21 protein-coding genes and 1 pseudogene are annotated in these 23551 nt (G+C 69.2%); 9 read left to right on the top strand and 13 right to left on the bottom strand.

The genetic code is table 11. The features are described 5' to 3' along the window. Positions 1–145: 145 nt before the first annotated feature. The 8 genes and pseudogenes from OG507_RS34480 to OG507_RS34445 form a co-directional block, all read left to right on the top strand. A pseudogene (locus OG507_RS34480) lies at positions 146–688 on the top strand (transposase); the annotation flags it as partial. Between the two features lie 377 nt (positions 689–1065). After that, the gene (locus OG507_RS34475) at positions 1066–1392 is read left to right on the top strand and encodes a PadR family transcriptional regulator (protein WP_248511387.1); all 327 of its coding nucleotides are present in this window, start codon (positions 1066–1068) and stop codon (positions 1390–1392) included. After that, the gene (locus tag OG507_RS34470; protein WP_327371023.1) at positions 1389–1745 is read left to right on the top strand and encodes a DUF1048 domain-containing protein; all 357 of its coding nucleotides are present in this window, start codon (positions 1389–1391) and stop codon (positions 1743–1745) included. The genes OG507_RS34475 and OG507_RS34470 overlap by 4 nt, the downstream gene beginning before the upstream one ends. 1 nt (position 1746) lies before the next feature. Continuing rightward, positions 1747–2073, top strand: a complete 327-nt coding sequence (locus tag OG507_RS34465; protein ID WP_327371022.1) for a DUF1048 domain-containing protein — start codon at positions 1747–1749, stop codon at positions 2071–2073. Positions 2074–2383: 310 nt separating this feature from the next. Further along, positions 2384–3394, top strand: a complete 1011-nt coding sequence (locus OG507_RS34460) for an ATP-binding cassette domain-containing protein (RefSeq protein WP_442811063.1) — start codon at positions 2384–2386, stop codon at positions 3392–3394. Then, on the top strand, positions 3391–4182 hold the full coding sequence (locus tag OG507_RS34455; RefSeq protein ID WP_327371021.1) for an ABC transporter permease: 792 nt from the start codon (positions 3391–3393) through the stop codon (positions 4180–4182). The genes OG507_RS34460 and OG507_RS34455 overlap by 4 nt, the downstream gene beginning before the upstream one ends. Before the next feature lie 597 nt (positions 4183–4779). Next, positions 4780–5514: a dienelactone hydrolase family protein gene (locus tag OG507_RS34450; RefSeq protein WP_327371020.1), complete on the top strand. Its 735-nt coding sequence runs from the start codon at positions 4780–4782 to the stop codon at positions 5512–5514. A 144-nt stretch (positions 5515–5658) separates the two neighbouring features. Further along, positions 5659–5955: a hypothetical protein gene (locus tag OG507_RS34445; RefSeq protein WP_327371019.1), complete on the top strand. Its 297-nt coding sequence runs from the start codon at positions 5659–5661 to the stop codon at positions 5953–5955. A gap of 98 nt (positions 5956–6053) precedes the next feature. On the opposite strand, the gene OG507_RS34440 is transcribed toward OG507_RS34445, so the two are convergent. The 8 genes from OG507_RS34440 to OG507_RS34405 all read right to left on the bottom strand — a co-directional run bounded on the left by OG507_RS34440 (position 6054) and on the right by OG507_RS34405 (position 16485). Next, positions 6054–6692 (bottom strand): CoA transferase subunit B, encoded by a 639-nt coding sequence (locus OG507_RS34440; RefSeq protein WP_327371018.1) that lies wholly within the window; start codon positions 6690–6692, stop codon positions 6054–6056. Between the two features lie 3 nt (positions 6693–6695). Continuing rightward, on the bottom strand, positions 6696–7475 hold the full coding sequence (locus tag OG507_RS34435) for a CoA transferase subunit A (protein WP_327371017.1): 780 nt from the start codon (positions 7473–7475) through the stop codon (positions 6696–6698). A gap of 20 nt (positions 7476–7495) precedes the next feature. After that, entirely contained in the window at positions 7496–8302 is an 807-nt protein-coding gene (locus tag OG507_RS34430; RefSeq protein WP_327371016.1) for a hypothetical protein, read from the bottom strand. Between the two features lie 155 nt (positions 8303–8457). Continuing rightward, the gene (locus OG507_RS34425) at positions 8458–9513 is read right to left on the bottom strand and encodes a zinc-dependent alcohol dehydrogenase family protein (RefSeq protein ID WP_327371015.1); all 1056 of its coding nucleotides are present in this window, start codon (positions 9511–9513) and stop codon (positions 8458–8460) included. Between the two features lie 109 nt (positions 9514–9622). Continuing rightward, positions 9623–11926 carry a hydantoinase B/oxoprolinase family protein gene (locus OG507_RS34420; protein ID WP_327371014.1) on the bottom strand — a complete coding sequence of 768 codons (2304 nt, stop codon included), beginning with the start codon at positions 11924–11926 and terminating at the stop codon, positions 9623–9625. Between the two features lie 29 nt (positions 11927–11955). Further along, entirely contained in the window at positions 11956–14082 is a 2127-nt protein-coding gene (locus tag OG507_RS34415) for a hydantoinase/oxoprolinase family protein (protein ID WP_327371013.1), read from the bottom strand. A 27-nt stretch (positions 14083–14109) separates the two neighbouring features. Beyond that, complete coding sequence (locus tag OG507_RS34410) at positions 14110–14514, bottom strand: acetone carboxylase subunit gamma (RefSeq protein ID WP_327371012.1); 405 nt, start codon at positions 14512–14514, stop codon at positions 14110–14112. A 48-nt stretch (positions 14515–14562) separates the two neighbouring features. Further along, entirely contained in the window at positions 14563–16485 is a 1923-nt protein-coding gene (locus OG507_RS34405) for a hydantoinase/oxoprolinase family protein (RefSeq protein WP_327371011.1), read from the bottom strand. A 222-nt stretch (positions 16486–16707) separates the two neighbouring features. Between OG507_RS34405 and OG507_RS34400 the strand changes: the two genes are divergently transcribed. Further along, positions 16708–18555, top strand: coding sequence for a sigma-54-dependent Fis family transcriptional regulator (locus OG507_RS34400; protein ID WP_327371010.1), 1848 nt, complete (start codon positions 16708–16710; stop codon positions 18553–18555). Between the two features lie 69 nt (positions 18556–18624). On the opposite strand, the gene OG507_RS34395 is transcribed toward OG507_RS34400, so the two are convergent. The 5 genes from OG507_RS34395 to OG507_RS34375 form a co-directional block, all read right to left on the bottom strand. After that, positions 18625–19215 (bottom strand): hypothetical protein, encoded by a 591-nt coding sequence (locus tag OG507_RS34395; RefSeq protein WP_327371009.1) that lies wholly within the window; start codon positions 19213–19215, stop codon positions 18625–18627. Between the two features lie 14 nt (positions 19216–19229). Continuing rightward, positions 19230–20393, bottom strand: a complete 1164-nt coding sequence (locus OG507_RS34390; RefSeq protein ID WP_327371008.1) for an ROK family glucokinase — start codon at positions 20391–20393, stop codon at positions 19230–19232. Between the two features lie 129 nt (positions 20394–20522). Continuing rightward, complete coding sequence (locus tag OG507_RS34385) at positions 20523–21383, bottom strand: ATP-binding cassette domain-containing protein (protein WP_327371007.1); 861 nt, start codon at positions 21381–21383, stop codon at positions 20523–20525. Further along, the gene (locus OG507_RS34380; RefSeq protein ID WP_327371006.1) at positions 21380–22432 is read right to left on the bottom strand and encodes an ABC transporter permease; all 1053 of its coding nucleotides are present in this window, start codon (positions 22430–22432) and stop codon (positions 21380–21382) included. The genes OG507_RS34385 and OG507_RS34380 overlap by 4 nt, the downstream gene beginning before the upstream one ends. Next, positions 22429–23442: a sugar ABC transporter substrate-binding protein gene (locus tag OG507_RS34375; RefSeq protein ID WP_442811062.1), complete on the bottom strand. Its 1014-nt coding sequence runs from the start codon at positions 23440–23442 to the stop codon at positions 22429–22431. The genes OG507_RS34380 and OG507_RS34375 overlap by 4 nt, the downstream gene beginning before the upstream one ends. Positions 23443–23551: the final 109 nt, after the last annotated feature.

Here is a 23551-nt window from a genome sequence, read left to right as displayed (position 1 = left end):
CGGCTGCCTCCCGGCCGTGTCGAGCAATGCTCAAGACCTTTGGATCGGGGCTCGGGTGGCACGCGAGGGGCGCACCTTCCCGGGTGATTGATTGAAGGCCACCGAGTAGGCCGGTGTTCACAGCGCCGGCCGGGAAGGCGCGCCCGTGCTCACGGTGGTCAATGCTGACGGTTCCCGCCGAACAGTTCCCTGATCGACGAGATCGTACGCGAGGCGGGTGTCGGCCGCCGCCCCCGGAGGCGGAAGTCAACGCCTACATAACCGAGTTGGCCGGTGGACGGGACGAGAGCGGTCACCGCCTGGTCGTGCGAAATGGCCATCACCAGCCGCGGAAGGTCACCACCCCCGCCGGAGTCATCGAGGTCAAGGCCCCGCGCGTGAACGACAAGCGCGGGCGCGGAAGTCCCCGAAGATCGGCGAGGTGCTGCCGCTGCTCTACCTGCACGCCCTGTCCTCCGGCGACTTCGTACCCGTGCTCAAGCAGTTCCTCGGCTCCTCGGCCCTCCTCTCGCCCGCCACCGACTACGTGTACGTCCGGGCTGGCGGCGTCCACCTGCGCATCCGCCCGGAGGGAGCGAAAGCCGCGGTCCTGGTGCTGATGGGCGTGCGGGCCGACGGCACGAAGGAACTGATCGCGATGACCGACGGATACCACGAGTCGCCCGAGGCATGGGCCGGGCTGCTGCGGGACGCGCCCCAACAACCCGACGTCCCCTGACGACACACGACGACAGGGTCGTTCCACAATGCTGGACTTGTCGAGGTGTCGCAATTTGCTGCTTCTCAGGCGCCGAGACTTACGGGCACCCACCCATTCCCATCCATCCGAGTGAAGTGCAGAGAAGCACCGACTGCTGGAAGGCGGCGCGCGACGCCGACACAGAGGCCAAGGACGAGTGGCTCGCCGCGTCGAGGGCTTCTCCGTCAAGTTCAGCGTGTTGTGGTCGGGGAAGCCCCAAGCCTGAGGAAGGCAAGACTGCCGCGCTGGCATCCTCCACTACTCGGTGATACCGTATAGTGGTACTCGGTACTACGCAGTACCACTGGGGCCGAGGAGGACTCGCGATGGACGACCTGACAGAGATGCTGAAGGGCACGCTCGAAGGGTGCGTGCTCGAAATCATCGGCAGCGAGGAAACCTACGGGTACGCCATCACCCGTCAGCTGAACGAGCTCGGCTTCGCCGACGTCGTCGAGGGGACGGTGTACACCATCTTGCTGCGACTGGAGAGGAACAAACTCGTCCAGGTGACGAAACGGCCATCCGGGGTCGGTCCGCCGCGCAAGTTCTACGCACTCAACGACGCCGGACGCGAGGAACTCGCGAAGTTCTGGGCGAAATGGCAGTACGTCTCATCACGCATCGACAGGCTCAAGGAGGGCGGGAGATGAACTTCTGGGAGACCATCACAGGCAGCGATCTCACCAGGGATTGGAAGGCTTTCGAAGCCCGGGCCGAGGCCCTGCCGGACGAGTACCGGGCGGCGTGGGAACAGATCAAGGGCCACCTCTTTCCCCATGGGGACTTCACCGGCCGCAACCTGATGCCGATCCTCGACGCCGCCCTGGGGCTGCTCGAAGAAACAGCGGCGGACGGGCAGAGCGTCCACGAGGTCTTCGGCGACGACATCCGAGGCTTTTGCACGGCGCTGGCCGGTGGAGAAGGGGCTCGAACCTATCGCGACCGGTGGCGCGAGCAGTTGAACAGGAACGTCGCAAGGAAATTGAACCGGCTGGGAGGCTGACGTGAGCATCCAAGACATCATCGAGGGCAAGAAGCAGTGGCGGGCGCACATGGCTCGGGTCAAGGCGCTCCCGCCGGACTACCAGATCGTCTACAAGGAGATGCAGAGGTACCTGTTCAAGGTCGGACCGGTCGACCTGCCTGACGGGCCCCTGCTCCCCGGGATCGTCGACTTCTTCGAGGAGGGCGCCGCCGCGGGCAAGGGGGTCTTGCAACTCATCGGCAACGACGTCGCCGCGTTCTGCGACGACCTGGTCAAGGACTCACGCACCTACGCGGACGTCTACCAGGAGTCCATCAACAGGGAACCCGGCACGGCCGAGAAGTAACACCCGTCGCCTCATGCCAGTGAGCGTAGCCCGCACGCGCGGTTCGTCCGCCTCGACGCAGCGCGAACAGGCATGGGCCGACCGGCCACCGGAAGCCGCCGCAGATCCTGTCCACCGAGGTGGTCGAGCAGGCCGGCGATACCTGGCTCAGTCCTGCCCACACCCCCGGCCAGCAGGTCTCCGGCGGCCGGTCGCTCGACACGATTCCCCAAGACGACACGACTGACGTGCAGCACGGACAGTCACTCGATCCGGGGTTCCGAAACAGCTTCCACTCCCCTGCGTCTCCAGCCTCCGAAAGGAAGCCGTCATGTCTTCATCTGTCATGCCCACATCCAGCCAAGGGGACGGTCATCCGTCGCCGACCGCCGTCTCCGCCGTCGGTCTGCGCAAGTCGTACGGCGACAAGCTCGTCCTCGACGGTATCGATCTGCGCATCCCGGCCGGGTCCGTGTTCGCACTGCTCGGCCCGAACGGCGCGGGCAAGACCACCGTCGTGAAGATCCTGTCCACGCTCATCACCGCCGACGCCGGTGACCTGCACGTCGGCGGGCACGACCTGGCCACCGACCCCCAGGCGGTCCGTGCCGCGATCGGCGTCACCGGCCAGTTCTCCGCGGTCGACGGGCTGATCACCGGTGAGGAGAACATGCTCCTCATGGCGGACCTGCACCACCTCTCCCGCAGCGAGGGGCGGCGCACCGCCGCCGAACTCCTGGAGCGCTTCGACCTGGTGGAGGCGGCGAAGAAGCCCGCCTCCACCTACTCCGGCGGCATGAAGCGCCGCCTCGACCTCGCCATGACGCTGGTCGGCAACCCGCGGATCATCTTCCTCGACGAGCCGACCACCGGCCTCGACCCGCGCAGCCGCCACAACATGTGGGGCATCATCCGCGGCCTCGTCTCCGACGGCGTCACCGTCTTCCTCACCACCCAGTACCTGGAGGAGGCCGACGAACTCGCCGACCGCATCGCTGTGTTGAACGACGGCAGGATCGCCGCCGAAGGGAGCGCCGAGGAGCTCAAGCGGCTCATCCCGGGCGGGCACGTGCGGCTGCGGTTCACCGACCCGGCCGCGTACCAGTCCGCCGCAGTCGCCCTGCGCGAGGTCACCCGGGACGACGAGGCACTGTCGCTGTCCGTCCCCAGCGACGGAAGCCAGCGCGAACTGCGCTCCCTCCTCGACCGGCTCGACTCCGCCGGCATCGAGGCGGACGAACTGACCGTCCACACCCCCGACCTCGACGACGTGTTCTTCGCCCTGACCGGCACCGCCGACATCCCCAACCAGCCCAGCCAGCCCGAGGAGACCGTCCGATGAGCTCTTTCTCCCTCGCCGTACGCGACTCGAACACGATGCTGCGCCGCAACCTCCTGCACACGTGGCGATACCCGTCCGGGACCCTGAACCTGCTGCTCACGCCGATCATGATGCTGCTGCTCTTCGTCTACATCTTCGGCGACGTGATGAGCGCGGGCATCAATGGCGGCGGCGCCGACCGCTCCGAATACATCGCCTACATCGTCCCGGGCCTGCTGCTGATGACCATCGGCAGCACCGTGATCGGGGCCGCGGTGTACGTCTCCATGGATATGACCGAGGGCCTCATCGCCCGCTTCCGCACGATGGCGATCCACCGCCCTTCGGTACTCATCGGGCACGTCGTCGGCAGCGTGCTGCAATCCGTCATGAGCGTGGTCCTCGTCGGCGCGGTCGCCGTGACCATCGGCTTCCGCTCCACGGACGCAACCGTCCTGGAGTGGCTGGCGGCATTCGGGCTCATCGTGCTCTTCGCCCTGGCGCTCACCTGGATCGCGGTCGGCATGGGCCTGGCCAGCCCGAACCCCGAGGCGGCCAGCAACATGGCCATGCCGCTGATCCTCCTCCCCCTCATCTCCAGCGCCTTCATCCCGGCCGACACCATGCCCGGCTGGTTCCGGCCGATCGCCGAGTACCAGCCCTTCACCCCCGCCATCGAAACCCTCCGCGGACTCCTCCTCGGCACCGAGATCGGCCACAACGGATGGATCGCCATCGCCTGGTGCGTCGGCCTGAGCGCGCTCGGCTACCGCTGGTCGACGACGCAGTTCAACCGCGACCCGAAGTAGACGAGTGCTTCGACGTCAGCTTCCAGTTGCCGGATCTGAGCGGATGGAGCCGGCGAAGTCCGGTGCCTGGGCTGCGGCCCGGATGGCACGGCGCGCGGCCGGTCCGGAAATCCCTGTACCTGCCGCGAGGCCCTGGTGGAGGGCAGTGAGGGTGTCGGCGGTGCCTTCACAGTGGAAGCCCGCAAACATGGCCGAACCGGACCTGAAGAGTGGCTCCGGTTCGGCCACGTCCGGAGCGTTCGGCGAGGGAGTGTTTCGAAGTACGGTGACGACCGTGCAGCCACAAGATGGGTGTCCCTGTCACGGGCAGCGCGTCGACCGGGTTCAGGATCCCGAGGTGTTGACCGAGATCATTCTCGCGAACGGCACTGTGGCCTGGAGGGGCTGGCATCGGCTTTATCCGGTGGGCTACGTTGTGCAGCCATGACCACCGGGACGGCATTGCGCCACACACGGATTGGTGACCCGGTGCTCTTCTGAGCGCCGTACGGGCCGGTGCCGGTCCGCTGTCGGATCGAGGATCTTGCGCTGCTGCACGGGCTCCGCCTCCGTCGTGTTGATCACAGGCTCGACACCGCAACCACGACAGGAGAATTCATGCCCACCAAGATGCTGCAGATTCCCACCGCGGACGGCCAGGCCGACGCGTTCGCCGCCTTCCCCGACGATGGCGGGCGGCACCCGGGGGTGCTGATGTACGCGGACGGCTTCGGAATCCGGCCCGTGCTGCGGGAGATGGCCCGCGAACTGGCCGGGCACGGGTACTACGTGCTCGTCCCCAACCTCTTCTACCGGCACGGCCCGGCACCGGTGATCGAGCTCCCCGAGCACATCGGAGAAGAGGTCCGGCCCGCGGTCTTCGCCCAACTGATGCCCTTGATCGAGGCACACACGCCCGAACGTGTCCTGAGCGACGCCGACGCCTACCTCAGCTTCCTCACCACCCAGCCCGAGGCCGGTGCCGGACCGGTCGCGGTGACCGGCTACTGCATAGGCGGCCTCCTGGCGATGCGCACCGCCGCGGCCCACCCCGGCCAGGTGGCCGCCGTCGCCGCATTCCACGGCCCCGTGGGCGCCGACGGGCCAGACCTCCTCTCCAAACTCACCGCCCAGGTCCACCTCGGCCACGCCGAAACCGACATGACACCCGAGGCCCTCGGCGAGCTCAACCAGACCCTCGATGCCGCAGGAGTCAACTACACCTCCGAGATCTACCCCGGCACCATTCACGGCTTCACCATGTCCGACACCGACGCCTACAACCCGGCCGCACTGCAGCGCCACTGGGACCGCCTGCTGCCCCTTCTCGGCCGCACCCTGGCCAACGGCTGAGGCTCCGGCCCGGAAACCACACCCGAAGTACACGTCTGCGGAGTCCTGGTGCCGCATCAAGCAACGTTTGCCCTGTCGATGCTGCTGCGAAAGAGCCCATCGGCGCCGGTTGGTCAAGGGATCTCTGCTCTTATCCTGTGACGCATGGCCGATGACATGGGGATGGAGCGCTACCGGCATCAGACCGTGGAGTTGACGGTGGGGGAGCTGCTCGAAGCCCTCAGCGGATTGCCTGCCGCGGCTCCGATACGTATCGACGTGCCGCTGCGTCCGAGGTCGGTCGAGATGAGGGACTCGGTCGACTCGGGCGCCGGCCACTTCGTGGTGAGCGGAGTCGTCCTTCATGACGCCGACTACCTCCACCGGGACGAAGTGGTCCTGCAGGCGGATTTCTGCTCGGAGTGGTACGTCCGCCCGGCCGAAACGGACGCAGAAGAGTGACCTGGCCCTGCCCGGGACGGCAGTTCAGGCGGTATCCGCAGTGATGACGATGCGTCGTCGGGGAGGGGGGCGGGACACCCGCCGGACCTCGGCGGTGTTCACGCCGGTCCCGTGATCAGTTCGGGCTCGGTGGCCGCGCGCACCTCGGCCTCGGTGACGCCCGGTGCGCACTCGGCCAGCCGCAGTCCGTGCTCGGTGACGTCGAGCACGGCCAGGTCGGTGATGATCCGATGGACCACGCGTCGGCCGGTCAGCGGCAGCGAGCAGTCCTTGACGATCTTGAATGCGCCGTCCCGGGCGACGTGCTCCATCAGGACGATCACCTTGCGGGCACCGTGGACCAGGTCCATCGCACCGCCCATGCCCTTGATCATCTTGCCGGGGATCATCCAGTTGGCGATGTCCCCCCGGGCCGAGACCTGCATCGCCCCGAGGATCGCCGCATCGATCTTGCCGGAGCGGATCATGCCGAAACTCGTGCTGGAGTCGAAGTAGCTGGCTCCCGGCCGGACCGTCACCGTCTCCTTCCCCGCGTTGATCAGGTCCGGATCCTCGTCGCCCTCGTACGGGTAGGGCCCGGTGCCGAGGATGCCGTTCTCGGACTGCAGCACCAGCTCGATGCCGTCGTCCACATGGTTGGGCACCAGGGTCGGCAGGCCGATGCCCAGGTTGACGTAGTCCCCGTCACGAAGCTCCCGTGCAGCGCGCTGTGCCATCTGTTCCCTGGTCAGTGCCATGGTTCACGCCTCCGGGTGCGCGGCCGGCCGGGGCCGGGTGATCAGTCGTTCGATGCCCTTGCCGACGGCCTGTTCGGCCGTCAGGGGCAGTACCCGGTCGATGTAGACGCCCGGGAGGTGGATCGAGTCGGGGTCGAGCTCGCCCGGCTCGACCAGGTGCTCGACCTCGGCGACGGCGATCCGGCCGGCCATGGCGCACACCGGGTTGAAGTTGCGGGCGGCCTTGCGGAACACCAGGTTTCCGTGCCGGTCGCCCTTCCAGGCGCGCACCAGCGCGAAGTCCGCCGGGAGCGCGTGTTCCAGCACGAAGGCCCTGCCCTCGAACTCCGCCGTCGGCTTGGGCGGCGAGGCGACGGCCACGGACCCGTCCGGCGCGTACCGCCAGGGCAGACCGCCCGCGGCGACCTGCGTCCCCGTCCCGGTCATCGTGTAGAAGGCGGGTATACCGACGCCCGCGGCCCGCAGGCGCTCCGCCAGGGTGCCCTGGGGGGTGAGTTCGACCTCCAGTTCACCGCTCAGGAACTGGCGGGCGAACTCCTTGTTCTCGCCCACGTACGAGGCGACGATCCGCCGGATCCTCCTGCGGTCGAGCAGTCGGCCCAGCCCGATGCCGTCGGTGCCGCAGTTGTTGGAGTAGATCTCCAGGTCCGTCGGGCCGGCGTCCACGATCGCGTCGACGAGAACGGCGGGGATCCCGCAGATGCCGAAGCCGCCGGAGGCGATCGACGCCCCGTCGGCGATGTCCGAGACGGCCTGCGCGGCAGTGGCGACAACCTTGTCCACAGTCCGGTCCTCCTTTCGGGTCAGGCGAGCTTGGCGAGTTGGGACAGGACGGTCTCGGGGACGGCGTCCGCGGGGATGTCGGCGACCAGGAAGTCGCCGGACGGAGCCTTCGCATCGTCACCGTGCCAGTACTCCGGCGGGATCCCGGCCCCGCTCAGCGGGGAGCCGGTGAGGGTGACACCGTCCGCGGTGCGCCGGCCCAGCGTCCACCGGTAGTGGTCGGTGATGTTGGAGAGCGGCAGGTGGGCCGCGTCGTCCACGGGCGGCAACCGGGATGTCGTGGGCCCGCGCTCGTCGAGCAGCAGCATCGACACCGGCAGGGCCGACAGCCGCCGGAGCCAGTCGGCGACGTACATGGCCACGTTCTCCGCGTGGTCGGCGGTCAGGTCGGCCACCGGGCCGGCGTTGCCGAGCTCGTGCGTCCGCGCCAGCCAGAGCATCGGCGACGGGATCTGCAGCACCAGTGGGGCACCCGAGGTCTGCGACACGACCTCCGCCAGCTCGACGGCACAGGCCGAGGTCGGGTCGTGGGCCAGCAGGGTCTTGAGGGCGTACCCGGTGCGCGTCCGGGCGGACAGGGCGGAGCGCAGCCCGTCCTGCTCGGCGAGGACGTGGTCGTAGAACGCGCCCAGGTCGAGCAGGGTCGTGTCCGGTCCGAGCAGGCCCTGGGCCTGCCCGGTGTACTGCGCATAGGCGACCGGGTCCGTCCAGGGGACGGGCCGGCCCTGGAGGATGACGGCCTGCGCGTACCGCTGGTGGTCGACGACCACCGCGGTCGGGCGGCCCGAGGGCGGGGCGGAGACGAGTGCGGTGAAGTCCATGGCCATGGGGGATCCTGGCGTTGAGAGGCGGCTCTGAGTACTGCGGGGTGCCGGACGGGGTGGCGCCCCCGGGCCGCTGTGCGATGCGGCCGGGGTGGCACCACGTGCGGCGGGTGGTGCGGTGATGCGATGCCGGGACGTGCTCGTACGGCCCGGATCGGTCAGCCGTTGAGGATGACCTTGAGGGCGTTGGTCTTCGCGGCGTCGGCGAAGGTGTCGTAGGCGTCGAGGACCTGTCCGAGTTCGAACCGGTGGGTGGCGAACCGGTCCACGGGCAGCATGCCGTCCCTGACCAGCCGGAGCAGCATCGGCAGGGTGTCGGTGTTCACCAGGCCCATGGAGATGTTGATGTTCTTGATCCACAGGTCCTGGAGGGCCAGTTCCACCGGCTTGCCGTGGACGCCGACGTTGGCGACGTTGCCGCCGGGACGGACGATGTCGATGGCCACCTGGAAGGTCTGCGGGATGCCGACCGCCTCCACGGCGACGTCCACGCCGTCGCCCTCGGTGAGCGCGAGCAGTTCCTCCTTCCAGCCGGTGCCGCCGGAGTTCACCCAGTGGGTGGCGCCGAACTCCAGGGCCTGCCGGGCGCGGTTGGCGTCGACGTCGACGGCGATCACGCGCGAGGCTCCCTGCAGGCCCGCGGTGGCCATCACGGCCAGTCCGACGGGACCGGCGCCGATGACCGCCACGGTGTCGCCGGGCTGCACCCGTCCGTAGCGGACGCCGATCTCGAAGCCGGTGGGCAGAATGTCAGAGAGCATGACGCCCTGCGCCGGGGTGACTCCCTCGGGCAGTCTGTGGAGCGACGTCTCCGCGTACGGCACCCGGACGTACTCCGCCTGCGTGCCGTGGATGAGATGGCCGAAGATCCAGCCCATGCCCGGTGCGCCCTCGCTCCCGCCGCAGTGCGAGTGCAGACCGCGCCGGCAGTAGTCGCACCGCCCGCAGTTCTTGATGCAGGCGATGATCACCTGGTCCCCGATCCCGAGGGTGGTGACGGCGCTGCCGGTCGCCACGACCGTCCCGACGCCCTCGTGACCGAGCACCCGGCCCTCGGCGACCGAGGGCACGTCGCCTTTGAGGATGTGCAGATCGCTGCCGCAGATGGTGGTGGCGTCGATCCTGACGATCACGTCGGTGGGCTGTTCGATGCCCGGGTCCGGGACGGTGTCCCAGGATTTCCGGCCGGCGCCGTGGTATACGAGTGCCTTCATTTCTCTGTCTCCTTGTACGCAGCGGTGGCGGCTCCGCCGGGCGGACCCGGCGGTCGGTGCCACCCCGGCCCGGCATCCGCTACTGCCGGGGCGGCACCACGGACGGCGGTCAGGACTTGCGGTGCACCTCTTCGCCGTGTTTGTCCTCCAGCTCGCGGACGCGCGCCTCCAGTTGAGCCACCTTCAGATCCCGGCGGTCCGGCAGCATGATGATCGGCAGCTGCCCGATCGGAGCCGTGACACGCTGCGGCCCGTCGATGCCGAACACCGTGGCGGTCAGCTCCTCGGTGTCGTCGCCCCAGGAGCCGTAGTAGTGCAGTTCGTCGGAGGGCTCGGAGGTGACGAACTCCTTGACGAACTCGGCGTACGGCTTGCCGCGCTCCAGACGGTCCTTGCGGGCCCGGGCGCGCAGGGCCCTGGTGCCCTCGACGTCCAGGACGAACGTCGCCGGGTCGTAGGCGACGGCGAAGATGTCCCGCGCGACCTTGTCGCTGATCCGCTTGAGTTCGACGTCCCGGACCACGGCCAGCGGGTCCCGCTCCAGGACGTCGCCGTACCCGCCGCCGGCGCCCTGGCTCATCATGTACAGCTCGCCGTCCTTGGCGACGTCGAACTGCAGCCCCATGTGGCCGGTCATGTAGCGGCCGCCCTCGAAGGGCTGCTCGTTCATGACCTTCTCGATCGACAGGTCGAACCGGCTCGGGTCATTGCGCAGGACGTCGTAGACGTTGACGCCCTTGACCCGGGCCAGCGGGTAGGTACCGCAGCCGTAGCCGCCGAACATGCCGTACACCGAGGAGAACTTGGCCCCGGAGGTGACGGTCATGAACCCCCACAGCGGGGTGCCCTCGCTGGCGACGATCATCTCGTAGCCCATGCCGCCGGTGTGCTTGCCGAAGCCCATGTTGTCGCGGACCAGGCGCTTGGAGACCAGTTGCATGAAGGGGACCTCCTCCTCCATGACCTCCTGCTCGGCCGTGTCGGCCATGGCGCAGAACAGCGGGGAGACCGCGTCCTCGCCGTCCAGGAAGGGCTTCGCCCCGCCGGGCATGCCGTTCAGGTCCGCGCAGAGGTTGCCGACCTGGTCGCCGTGCTGGGTGACGCCGCCCCACAGGAAGGTGTTGATCTGGTTGAACCAGGGGGCGATGACGTTGGAGAACTTCTCCGGGTTGGCGAACTGCATCTTCGCCCACGCCGACTGGAGCGCCGAGAACCCGCGGAAGGATGCCTGCAGGGACTGGCCCATCGGCGCGTCGTAGCCGGCGTCCGCCCAGGTGTGCTCGTCCGAGATGATCTCGATCGGGCTCATCGCCGAGGTGCACCGCGGCAGATCGGGCCACCAGAAGGCGAGGATCGCCTGCATGAACATCGACTTCACCGAGCACAACGGGGAGTTGATCGCCCGGTTGAGGATCTCCGGCCCTGTTCCCCGCAGGTCGACCGTCATCCTGTCGCCCTTGACGGTCACCTTGCAGGCGAACTTGATGAGGATGTTCTCCTTGAGGGTGGAGTCCATGAACTGGTTGAACCGGACGGTGCCGTCGGGCAGTTCGCGGATGCGCCGGCGGACCTCCTCCTCGACGTCCTCGACGGTGACCCGCAGGGCGGCCACGAAGGTCTCGACGCCGACCTCGTCGATCAGGAGGTCGATGCGCTCCATAATGCGCTGGACGGCGCCGATCTTGACCTTGAGGTCGGCCAGCTGCAGCTTGGGGTCGCGCACCGAGTGCTGGAGGAAGGTCAGCAGGTCCCGGCGCAGTTCGCCGCGTTCGACGATCTTGAAGGGACTCATCCGCAGCCCGTCGTCGAACGGGGTCTCCGAGCCGGAGGGCATACCGCCGGGCTCGCAGGCGCCGTTCTCGCCCTCGTGGATCGTCGCCGCGACCCAGGCGATGATCTCGCCGTCCCGGATGATCGGCATGATCATCGACTGGTCGGTGTTGTGGACGTTGCCGAACCGGGCGTCGTTGTGGATGAAGCCGTCACCGGGGTGGATCCCCACCGTCGGTTCGTCCTTCCAGTACTTCATGATGTACCGGATCGGGTGGTGCAGGATCGCCGAGAATGCGATCACACCGTGGCAGGACAGGTAGGTGACATCACCGGAGGCCGTGTAGACGGCGGTGGTCAGGTCGCCCCACTTGGCGCCGGGCGCCGCGCCCATCGCCTCGCACATCTCGTATCCCTCGTCGAGGGCGCCGGCCAGCCGCTTGCGGATCCGGTCGATCTGCAGCGGGTCGATGCCCCTGGCGATGCACTCCTCCTCCAGCACCGAGCGGGGCGCGGTGTGGTGGGATCGCATGATCTCCGGGTCGGGGCCGAGGAAGAGGGTGGTCTCGTCCATGAACTGGTCGACCCAATGCTGCTCCTGGGCCGTCAGCTCGTTGCGCGGGGGCTCGTGGACTGTGGTCATTTTCGCTACTCCTTGTCGTCGGCGGGCGTTCAGTCGCGCAGGAACCACACGGCGCCCTGAGGCGTGGGCTGCAGGCGCCACCCGGGTTCGACGAGGTAGGTGGTGTTCTCGGTGGTGACGATGGCGGGACCGACGATCCGGTGCTCGTGGGTCAGCGCGCCGGCGTCGTAGATCGGCGTGCTGACCGGCCCGTCGATGTCGAGGAAGTGGACGTCGCGGTGGCTGAGCGGCGCCGGGACCGTGCGCTCGCCGTCGGTGTCGAGGGAGTCGAACCGCACCACGTCGCCGTCGACGTACGAGGCGACCCTGACGGTCTGGACCCGGATGCCCGCCTCGGGGGCCTCGGAGCCCTTGCCGTAGCGCTGGCTGTAGATCTCGGAGAAGGTCCGGATCATGTGCAGGACGTCGCCGACGCCGTGCATCCGGTTGACGCCGAAGACCACGGCCGTGGTGACGAGCTGGTTGCCGTACCGCATGTCCATTTCGAGCCGGTAGCGGACGTCTTCGGGAGCGAAGCCCTGGCGGACCAGGTCCTCCAGCCCCTTGGCCTCCAGCTCGGCCACGATCGCGTTGAACTCCTCGTACTTGTCGTAGAGTTCGCGGGTGGTGGCGTTGTACATCACGACGTGCGCGCCGCGCTCGTGGATGTGCAGCTGCTTCATGTTCCCGGCGCCGCAGGCGGAGAACACCGAGGCGAAAGGCGGCGCGAGGATCTTCCTGATCCCGGCGTGGTCCGCGATGCCACAGGCGTGCAGCGGGCCGTTGCCGCCGTAGGCGAGCATCGTGAAGTCCTCGGGCAGGTAGCCCCGGACGCGCAGCTCCTTGCCGATGCCGATGGCCATCTGCTCGTCGACGCCGCGCTTGATCTCCTTGGCCACCTCGATGACGTCCATGCCGAGTTCGTCGCAGAGCGTCTCCTCGATCGCGAACACGGACCGCTTCGAGTTGAGCCGGATGAAGCCGTTGGCGTAGTTGTCCGGGTCGAGGTAGCCCAGCAGCAGGTCGGCGTCGGTGACAGTGGCACGCAGGCCGCCCCGGTCGTAGCAGGCCGGGCCCGGGTCCGATCCGGCCGACTCGGGACCGAGCTTGACGCCCTTGTGGATCCGGTCGTAGGACGCGATGGAGCCGCCGCCCGCGCCGAGGGTGAGCAGGTGGATCATCGGCACCGAGACCAGCCAGCGGTCGATCGTGGGCTGGAAGTCGTAGTGCTTGACCCCGCCCTCGGGCACCAGGCCGATATCGAAGGACGTACCGCCCATGTCGGTGGAGATGACGTGGCCGATCCCGGTCTCACCGGACAGGTGCTCCGCCGCGCCGACCCCGGCGATCGGGCCCGAGTGGATGGTCTGCAGGGCGTCCGTCGAGTTCATCTGCGCCATGCCACCGGAGTTGTGGATGACCAGCATCGGCTTGTCGTAGCCGGAATCGCGCAGGTTGTTCGCCAGCTGGCTCAGCGCGTGGAACATGATCTCGTGCAGGAAACCGTCCACGATGGTGGACATGGCGCGGACGTACTCGCCCTTGCGGCCGGACACCTGGTGCCCGAGCAGGACGGGGATGGCGCCGAGCTCGTGCGGCGGGTACTCCTCCAGGATGATCTCCTGGATGCGCAGCTCGTGCTCCGGGTTCTCGGTGGCGTTCGTCAGCGAGACGACCAGGGCTTCGGCGCCCGCGTCGACCAGCTCGCGCACCATGGTGCGCACGTCCTTCTCGTGCAGCGGAATGACGGTCCGGCCCGCCGAGTTGACCCGCTCCTTGACCGAGCGGATGAGCTCCCGGGGCACCAGCGGCTCCGGGCGCTCGGCCGCGGGGAGGTTCTGTTGCATCGACGGGTCGAGTCCCTCGCCGTAGCCGCGGCCGCGGGACAGCGGGATGGTGTCTTCGAACCCGTGGGTCACGATGGCGCCGACCCGGGGGCCCTTGCGCTCGATCAGCGCGTTGGTGCCCAGGGTGGTGGCATAGCGGACGGAGTCGACCTCGGAGAGGACCCGGTCGCGGTCGAGGCCGGCCCGGCCGCATGCCAGGTCGAGCGCCTCGTTGAAGCCGAGGGCCAGGTTGTGGTGTGTCGTCAGGGCCTTGGCCTCGACGTACTTCTCGTCCCAGACGAAGAAGCAGTCGGTGAACGTGCCGCCGATGTCGACGGAGATGCGCTTCATCGGACAGTCTCCTTTCGAGCTCGGCCGTCAGTGGGAGTCGGCGGCGTTCAGGTGTCGTTGGACGTCCTCGCCGGGGCCGTACGCGACGGCCGTCATCGGGTCCGTTGCGCGGGCTTCCCACTGGGCGCGGAGGGAGTCGATGTCCCAGAGCATGTCGACCGTCGGCGGGTGGCCCGGCGGCACGTACTCGGTCTCCAGCTGGGTGGCGCAGCCGGGGCAGTAGAACTCGAGGATGCGGCAGTACGCCGGGTCCGGGGAGAAGGTGAACTCGTAGCGCTCAGGGTCGATGATCGGCTGGTGGATCTCGCGGGGGTCGCGGTCGTGGACCAGCGTCCCCTCCTTGTAGTTGCCACGGGCGTCACCGAGGTCGTGGTCGCAGACCCTGCACGTCCACCGTTCGGTGTCCAGATCGATGAGCAGGTACTCGGTCATCGGAATTCGCATGGTGCGCTTGGCCTTTCGTGAGCGGGTGACCCGCGGTCAGCTGAGATCCGTGAGCATCAGGTCGCCCCCGGCGGTGACGTCGAGCCGCCAGCCCGACAGCACGCGCGCGGTGAAGAAGGGCCCCTCGACGATCGCCGGCCCCTCGGCCGTGGCACCGGGTTTCTGGTTCAGCAGGGAGTAGACGGGGACCTCGTCGGCCCGGCTCGCGCTCGATCGCACCCGGCGGGTTCCCGAGGCGACGGCCGGCCGGGGCGTGAGCGCCTCGTCGTCGGCCAGCTCGGCCTGCGGCAGCGGGGCGGTGACCTTGAGCTTCAGGGACCCGTGCCGGCCGGGGCCGACGGCGGGAGCGGCACCGAGGACGTAGGGCGTCTCCGACACCAGCGTGTCGTCCTCCTCGACGGCGACGCTCCAGGTCAGTTCGCACGCGGCCAGCTCGTGCCCCTCCTGGAACATGTCGCGTTCGGCCCGTTCCAGCAGGGCGTCGTGCACCGCCCGGGCGCCTTCGGCCGAGGCGTCGGGCAGGGCGACCTCGTAGTTCTGTCCGATGTCGGAGAAGCTGATCCCGAACGCGGAGAAGACCGCGGCGAGCCTGGGGACGAGCACGGTCCGCACGCCGGTGAGCCTTGCCGCGCCGCAGGCGCTCATCGGGCCGGCTCCGCCGAAGGCCGCGATGGCGGTCTCGTCCTCGACACTGTCGGCGAACGCGGCGGCCATCGTCTCGAAGTAGGCCGCCTCCATCCGGATCAGGGCCTCGTCCAGGCCGATGCCCAGCGGCTCGGCGACCGTGGCCGTGATGACGGCCTTCGAGCGCTCGGCGTCGAGCGTGAACCCGCCGTCGAGGTAGGTGTCCGGGTCGAGCACCCCCAGCAGGAGGTTGACGTCGGTGATGGTGGCGCTCTTGCCGCCGAAGCCGAAGCAGGCCGGGCCCGGCGCGGCACCGACGCTCTCCGGGCCGACGGCGATCCGGCCGCCGTCGACGCCGATGACCGAGCTGCCGCCGACGCCGGCGGAGCGGACGTCGCTCATCGGGAAGGAGATCGGGACGCCCCCGACCGAGCCGCGGCGCTGCACCGCGATCTCGAAGTCCTTGACCGATCCGACATCGGTGGTCGTCCCGCCCACGTCGATCATCAGCACATGGCTGAGGCCGTAGGCCTCGGCCAGCGCCCGGGTGCCCTCCAGACCGCCGCGGGGGCCCGAGGAGTAGGTCTTGAGCGCGACCGACTTGGCCACCCGTGAGGAGGCCCCGTCGTTGCGGTAGATGAGCAGCGGGTTGCGGACCCTGTGCGAGCGCAGGCGGTCCTCCGCGTTGTAGAGGAAGCGCTCCATCGTCGGGTGCAGGAAGGCGTTGATCACGCCCGACCAGATCCGCCGGGGCCGCAGGCGGTCGGCGGTGAGCTCCCACGCGTACAGGATCGGCACCGAACCCAGCAGGTGGCGGGGGAACTTGCGGAGCAGGATGCTGCGCAGCCGGGCCTCGTCGCGGCCGTCCGCAACACCGACCGCGACCACGATGCGCGCGGCGCCGTCGGTCGTCAGCCGGTTGACCCGCTGCACGAGATCGAAGGCGAGGCTCTCCTCGTCGGCGGCGCGGGGGTCGACGACCGCGACGCGCGCGCCGACGAGGTCGTCGAAGAGGGCGGCCTCGCTCCCGGTGGCCCGCATCTCGTCGACGACGGCCGGATCGTCCGTGATCAGGCCGATGCGCGGTCCTTTGCGCTCCACGAGGGCGTTGGTACCCTGGGTGGTCGAGTAACGGATGTGCTTGGTGCTGTGCAGCAGCGCCTCCAGGTCCGACTCGCCGAACTGGCTCACAGAGGCCTTGGCGATGCCGTCGAACAGGCACTTGGACAGATCGAACGGCGTGGTGAGCGTCTTCGTGTAGGTGAAGTCCTGCCCGTCCCAGACACAGATATCGGTGAGCGTCCCACCGTTATCGATGTTGATCAGACGTTCCATGGAGCGGTCCCTAACGTTTTCCGAGGGATGGTGGGTGGTTCAGCTCCTGTGCGGCTCAGGAGAACGTGTGGACCAATGTGCGCCGTGTCCCAGCGACGCGGGTGTCCCAGATTCGGACACCGCCGGCGGCACCCGATTCGGTGCCGCCTCTTCCCAGCGGTGGGGCCCGGCGAGACGATCTGTTCCCCCCGGAGCTGAAGGCCGGAACCGAAGGGCTGTCAGATGGACGTCGCAAATCAGAGGCTGCGGATAGCCGCGGCCCGGGCCGGGTTCCTCACCTCCGCCACGGAGGGTTCGGCCGTGGCGGACGCCGTTCCGGCCGTGGTCGCCGCCTCCTGGCGGCGTTCACGCAGTGCGGGCGTGGACGCGGAGACCGCCCAGGCGACGTACTTCGCCGATCTCGACACCTCCTCCCGGCTGGTCCGCTGCGCGCGGCCGATCATCGACCGGCTGAGCCAGGACACCGCGGACACCCCGCTGAGCATCGCCGTGACGGACTGGAAGGCCCGGGTGCTCACCCGGGTCGACACCTCGCGCACGATCGGGCTGCTCCTCGACAACGTGTCGTTCGCCCCCGGGTTCGAGTACGCGGAGGGCGGTATCGGCACGAACGGCGTCGGGACGGTCTTCGAGTCCGGCCTGCCGGTCCACATCGTCGGGCCGGAGCACTTCCACGAGCGCCTGCAGCCGTTCGCCTGCGCCGGAGCGCCCATCCGCGACCCGATCAGCCGCCGCATCGAAGGGGTCCTCGACATCAGCTGTCTGACCGAGCACTCCAGTCCGCTGATGCACTCACTGGTCAGGTCGGCCGCCCATGACATCGAGCGCAATCTGCTGCGCGACCGCAGCCACTGCCAGCAGGCCCTGTTCGAGGCCTTCATCCGCGTCGACACCCGCACCCGCACGGCGGTCATGGCCGTCGGCGGCACCGTGGTGATGGCCAACGCCGTCGCCCAGAGCCTGCTCACCCCGGCGGAGCAGCAGAGCGTCCAGGACCACACGCGCCACTTCATGGGCCGGCGCGACCGTGCCGTGGACCAGATCGAGCTGAGCACCGGCAAGGTCGTCCGCATCCGGGGCACCCGGGTCCTGGTCGGCAGCGATGTGGCCGGTCTGGTGGCGGAGGTCTCCCTGGTGTCGGAGCACGGCTCCACGCAGCCGGAGCCGCCGCCCGCGGAGCACGCCGTGCCCGCGCTGACCGTGGCGGCCGGGGACGACGGGCTGAGCGTGCCCCGGGCACTCGGCTCCGCCACGCTGAGCGGCAGCGGCCGGTCGCCGCTGTGGGTCCGTGCCTGCCGGGAGATCGCTTCGGCCCTGTCCCGCCACGAGCCGCTCCTCGTGATGGGAGAGACCGGAACCGGCAAGTTCTCGCTCGTCGCCGAGACCTACCACCGGGTCAACCCCGGCGGGCGGAGCCTGCTCATCGACGCCTCGGACCTGTCGCACGACACCGACGCGGAGGTCGCCCTGGAAGCGAGCACCCTCCCCACCCTGTACATCCTCAGGAACATCGACCAGTTGTCGACGGACTCGGCGGAGCGGCTGAACGCCTTCCTGCTGGCGCTGGCCGACAGCGACCGGCTGGTCTACCTGGCGGCCACCCTGTCCGAAGCCGGCCTGGACTCCGATCTGCCCTTCCACGACCTCCTGGTGCACTTCCAGCAGGCCGTGACGGTGCCAGCCCTGCGCCACCGGACCGAGGACATCCCCGCCGTCACCGCACAGGTGTGCCGGAAGAACACCGGGAATCGGGACGTCCGGGTAGGCCCCGCCGCCCTGCGGGTGATCGCCCGGTACTCCTGGCCCCGCAACATCACCCAGCTGGAGGAGGCCCTGTCCGCCGCGCTGCTGCGGCGTCCGGTCGGCGACATCCAGCCCGAGGACCTGCCCGGCTACTGCCACAACGCGGCCCGGCGCAGGCTCACCGGGATGGAGAGCATCGAGCGCGACGCGATCGTCAAAGCTCTCCACGAGGCCGACGGGAACCGCCTCCAGGCCGCCGCGGCCCTTGGTATCGCCCGCTCGTCGTTGTACCGCAAGCTCAAGAGCTTCGGTATCACGACCATCTGAGGCACCACCACGCCCCGTGCCCGACGACAGTTCTCCACGCCCCCCGGCGCGCGGTGTACCGGCCTGCGGTCAGGGGGTCGCCGCGGACACGACGTACACGACAGGGTTCATCGGATCGGTCATGTTCACGGTGATGTTCTGGGTGGGCCGCGGGTCCTTGTTGGTGTGTGTGGTGCCCGCCCACTCGACGCCGGGGCCGAAGCTCCAGCCCGTGATCTTCTGATCGCGGGTGCCGACGCTGACCTCGCCGGTCTCCAGGGCGGCGCGCCCGCTGCCCAGCCGGCTCAGGAACCGGTCGAGCCCGGCGGACGTGGTGCGGAACTCCACGTACAGCCGGCTGGCCTTCCAGTTGTTGGTCTCGTAGTACCGCATGTCCAGGGCGTTTCCGGGGATCGGCAGCTCGAAGATCCGGCGCTGCATCCGGGACGGCCAGCCCTCCCTGAGCCCCTGGGCGGAGGCCTCGGCCTCCTTGTTCTGGCCTGCGCGGCGGCTCTGCCCCGCGGAGATCAGCAGATAGCCGGCCGGAATGCCGATGAGCAGCACGATGATCGTCGCCGTGATCAGACGGCGGCGGATCACCCGGCGCCGGTCCTGCGTCGGCTTGTCGTCGTCGGGCGGCGAGGACTGGCGCGGCAGGACGGGGTGCTGGGCTGCGGTCATGTCTCTGGGGATCCCTAGGAGGTGCGGGTGTTGCGCGTGTTACGGATGGTGCTCGTGGCCTGGTCGTAGATCTGCGCGTACCGCTCGTACCGCTCGACGCGGCGGCGGTTGGTACGGCGGAATCTGCGGGCGACCAGCCGGGCGAGGTCGGCGGCGCCGACCATACCTGCCTCCGGGCCGAGCTGCGCCTTTGCGATCCGGGCCTCGGGGCGGTAGCCGCGGCCGGTGAGGTGGCGTTTGAAGGCGTCCCTGGCGGGGCCGATCAGCAGGTCGTCGGCGGCGCTGACGCCGCCTCCGATGACGAAGCAGGAGGGGTCGAGCGCGGCGGCCAGATTGGCGATGCCGACGCCGAGCCACTGCCCGATGTCCTGGAGGAGCTCGACGCACATCGCATCGCCCTCGCGGGCGAGTTCGGTGATGAGCGGTCCGGTGATGTCGGGGATGTTCCCCTTGACCCGCTCGATGATGCCGTGTGCCACCGGGGAGTCGGCCGCGGCCAGTTCCCTGGCCTCGCGGACCAGGGCGTTGCCGGAGCTGTACTGCTCCCAGCAGCCGCGGTTCCCGCAGGGGCAGCGGTGGCCGCCCGGCACCACCTGCATGTGGCCGAACTCACCGGCGACGCCGTACTTGCCGCGCTTGACCTGACCGTCCTCCAGGATCGCGCCGCCGATGCCGGTGCCGAGCGTGATCATGACGAGGTGGTCCTCGCCGCGGCCCGCTCCGAAGCGCCACTCCGCCCAGGCGGCGGTGTTGGCGTCGTTGTCGACCATGACGGGGACGACGAGGCGGGAGGCGAGGGCGTCGCGCAGCGGTTCGTCGCGCCAGGCGAGGTGCGGGGCGAACAGCACCTTGGAGCGGTCCGCGTCGACCCAGCCCGCCGCGCCGATGCCCACGGCGTGCACATCGTGCCGGTCGCAGAGGTCCAGGACCAGCTCCACGATGGTGTCCTCGACGACCTTGGGGCTCTTGGACTTGTCCGGCGTCTCGGCGCGCAGCTGCTCCAGGATGTTGCCGTCGGCGTCGACGACGCCGGCCATCACCTTCGTGCCCCCGATGTCGATGCCGACGGTGGGGACCCGTGGCGCCGTGAGGTGCGAGCGCCGCTCGCGGGTGCCTACGGTCCGCAGGACGGTGGCGCGGGCGGAGCCGCGGTGCGTGAAGTCGCGGTACGTGCTCATCGTCCCTGCGGGGTTGGAGGGCCGGGGCGGTGCTCCCGGCGGCGGACGGCGCCCGTCTGGCTCGATTCTGCCACTGCCGGGGCGCCGCGGCTGGCCGACCGGGTACGCGGGGGCCGGGACCGGCCGGGGCTACCGGGGGTCGTCGGTCACCGGGTGGCCGCCGAGGTGGGTCGGGCCGGGGGCCCGCTCCAGCTCGTGACTGAGCTCCTCCAGCTCGCTGCCACCCGCCATCTGGCGGGTCAGTTCGTCCAGGGTGATGCTCTCCCTGGTGTGGCTGCCGGCCATGGCGCCCCGCTTGAGCAGGACGAACCGGTCACCGACGAGATACGCGTGGTGCGGGTTGTGGGTGATGAGGACCACGCCGAGACCCGCGTCGCGGGCGGCCGCGACGTACTTGAGGACGACCCCGGACTGCTTGACGCCGAGCGCGGCGGTGGGCTCGTCCAGGACGAGGACCTTGGCGCCGAAGTAGACGGCCCGGGCGATGGCGACGCATTGGCGCTCACCGCCGGAGAGCGTGCCGATCGGCTGGTCGACGTCGCGCAGGTCGATGCCCATGCGCAGCAGCTCGGAGCGGGTCGTCTCGCGCATCAGCCGCACGTCGAGGCGCTTGAAGGGGCCCGCGCCGGTGGTCGGCTCGGAGCCGAGGAAGAAGTTCCGCCAGACCGGCATCAGGGGGACGACGGCCAGGTCCTGGTAGACCGTGGCGATGCCGCGGTCGAGGGCGTCGCGCGGGTTGGCGAGGGTGGTCTCCTCGCCCTCGATGCGGAAGGTCCCGGCGTCGTGCCGGTGGAGTCCCGCGATGATCTTGATCAGGGTGGACTTGCCGGCGCCGTTGTCGCCGAGCACACAGGAGATCTCCCCCGCGTGCACCTCCAGCGAGACGTCCGTCAGGGCCTTGATGTTGCCGTAGAACTTGCTGACGTGGTCCAGCTCGACGAGCGCCCGGTGGGGCGTCTCCGGGCCGGCCGGTGCCTGGGGGGCCGTCATTTCGTCGCCTCCGCGCGCTTGCGTACCCATGCGTTGAGCAGGGTGGCCAGGAGCAGCATGGCTCCGAGGAAGAACTTGAACCAGTCCGGGTTCCACTCCGCGTACACGATGCCCTTGCTGGTCATGCCGAAGATGAAGGCACCGACCGCGGAGCCGATGGCGGAGCCGTAACCACCGGTGATCAGACAGCCGCCGATGACGGCAGCGATGATGTAGATCAGCTCGTTGCCGACGCCCTCGCCGGACTGCACCACGTCGAACGAGAACAGCAGATGCTGCCCGGAGACCCAGGCGGCGAAGGCGACCCCGAGGTAGAGCCCGATCTTGGTGCGGATCACCGGGACGCCGACCGCGCGGGCCGCGCCGGCCTCGCCGCCGACCGCGAAGATCCAGTTGCCGAAGCGGGTGCGGAGCAGGATCCAGGTGGCGATCGCGACGAGCGCGGCCCACCACAGGATGGTGACCTTGAACTCGACGCCGCCGATGGTCCACTGCGAGGCGAAGACCCGACGGGCCGAGTCGAAGCCCTCCATGTCGGCGATGGTCTTCGTCGAGACGGTGTCGCTGATCAGCTTGGTGAAGCCCAGGTTGAGGCCGGTCAGCATCAGGAACGTACCGAGCGTGATGATGAAGCTGGGCAGTTTGGTACGGGTCAGCATGAAGCCGTTGAACGCCCCGATGGCCAGTGTGACCAGCAACGACACCAGGACGCCGACCCAGACGTTGGCCGTCATCTGGTAGCTGAACATCGACGAGATCAGCGCGGAGCTGGTGACCAGCACACCGGCGGAGAGGTCGAACTCGCCGCCGATCATCAGCAGCGCCACCGGCGCGGCCATGATCCCGATGGTGGAGGCCGCGTACAGCACCGTGCCGAGGCTGGAGGCGCGCAGGAAGCTGTCGGCGACGATCGAGAAGAAGATGAAGACGGCCGCGGCGCCGACGACCGAGCCCAGCTCGGGGCGGCCGAGGAGTCCGCGCAGCGTCGAGGTGCGCAGCAGCCGCTCGTCGGTCCCGGCCTGGGCGGGTGGTCCGGCGATCGTGCTCATCGGGTCCCCCGCTTCGTGTATTCCGCCAGCTCGGCGGCGTCCTTCGAGGTGATGATCTGCGGTCCGGTGAGGACCGGGCGGCCGCCGCCGAGCACATTGCCGTTGTAGCGGTAGAGCCAGAGCAGGTCCACGGCCTCGTACCCCTGGAGGTAGGGCTGCTGGTCGACGGCGAAGCCGAGGGTCTTGTCCTCAAGGGCCGTGGCGACCTTGGCGTTCAGGTCGAAGGTGTCGATCTCGGCCTTGCTGCCCGCGGTCCGCTTGGCCTTGACGGCGGCGTCGGCGAACGGCGCACCGAGGGTGACGACCGCGTCGATGTCCTTGTCGGCCTGGAGCTTGGCCTCGATGGACGCCTGGACGTCGGGCATGTTGGTGCCTTCGACGTACAGGTTCTGCATCTGTCCGTCGAACGTCTTCCCCGCTCCGGCGCAGCGCTGTTCGTGGCCCACGTTGCCCTGCTCGTGCAGGATGCACAGAGCCTTCTTGCGGCCCCGTGCGTTGAGCTCCTCGCCGACGGCCTCGCCCGCGATGGACTCGTCCTGGCCGATGTGGGTGAGCGCGCCGAACCGCTTGGACTCCGCGGAGCCCGAGTTCACCGTGATCACCGGGATTCCGGCCCTGGTGGCCTTGGCGACGACGTCCTTCATCGCGTCGGGCTTGGCGAGGGTGACGATCAGCCCGTCGACCTTCTGGTCGATGGCGGCCTGGACGAGCTGGGCCTGCTGCTGCGCCTCGTCGTTGTGCGAGTACAGGAACTTGATGTTGTCCTTGACGGCGGCCTGCTCGGCGCCCCGCTGGACGATGTCCCAGAAGGTGTCGCCGTCGCCCGAGTGGGTGACCATGGCGAAGGTCCAGCGGGGCGTGTCCACCGCGGACCGGCCCTCGGCGGCGGCCCGGGCCGCGCGCTCCTCCGCCCGCTTGCCGCCGGTGCTGCTGCATCCCACGAGGGAAGCCCCGAGCACCGCCGCAAGCACGGCGCCCATCGCACGTACCCCTGTCCGAACCCTTGCCACGACGCCGTGCCCTTCTTGTGCTGCTCGCTGTGCTGCCTGGTGGGGCCGGGGACTGTTCACACCCTGCCCGGCTGGCCAAGTATCCCCGAGCCGCCGACGGCCCCGCCCG

Origin of the sequence: Streptomyces sp. NBC_01217, from assembly GCF_035994185.1 — a bacterium.
GTDB lineage: Bacteria > Actinomycetota > Actinomycetes > Streptomycetales > Streptomycetaceae > Streptomyces.
The sequence above is the reverse complement of the archived record's forward strand: the minus strand, read 5'-3'. Positions and strand labels throughout refer to the sequence as shown.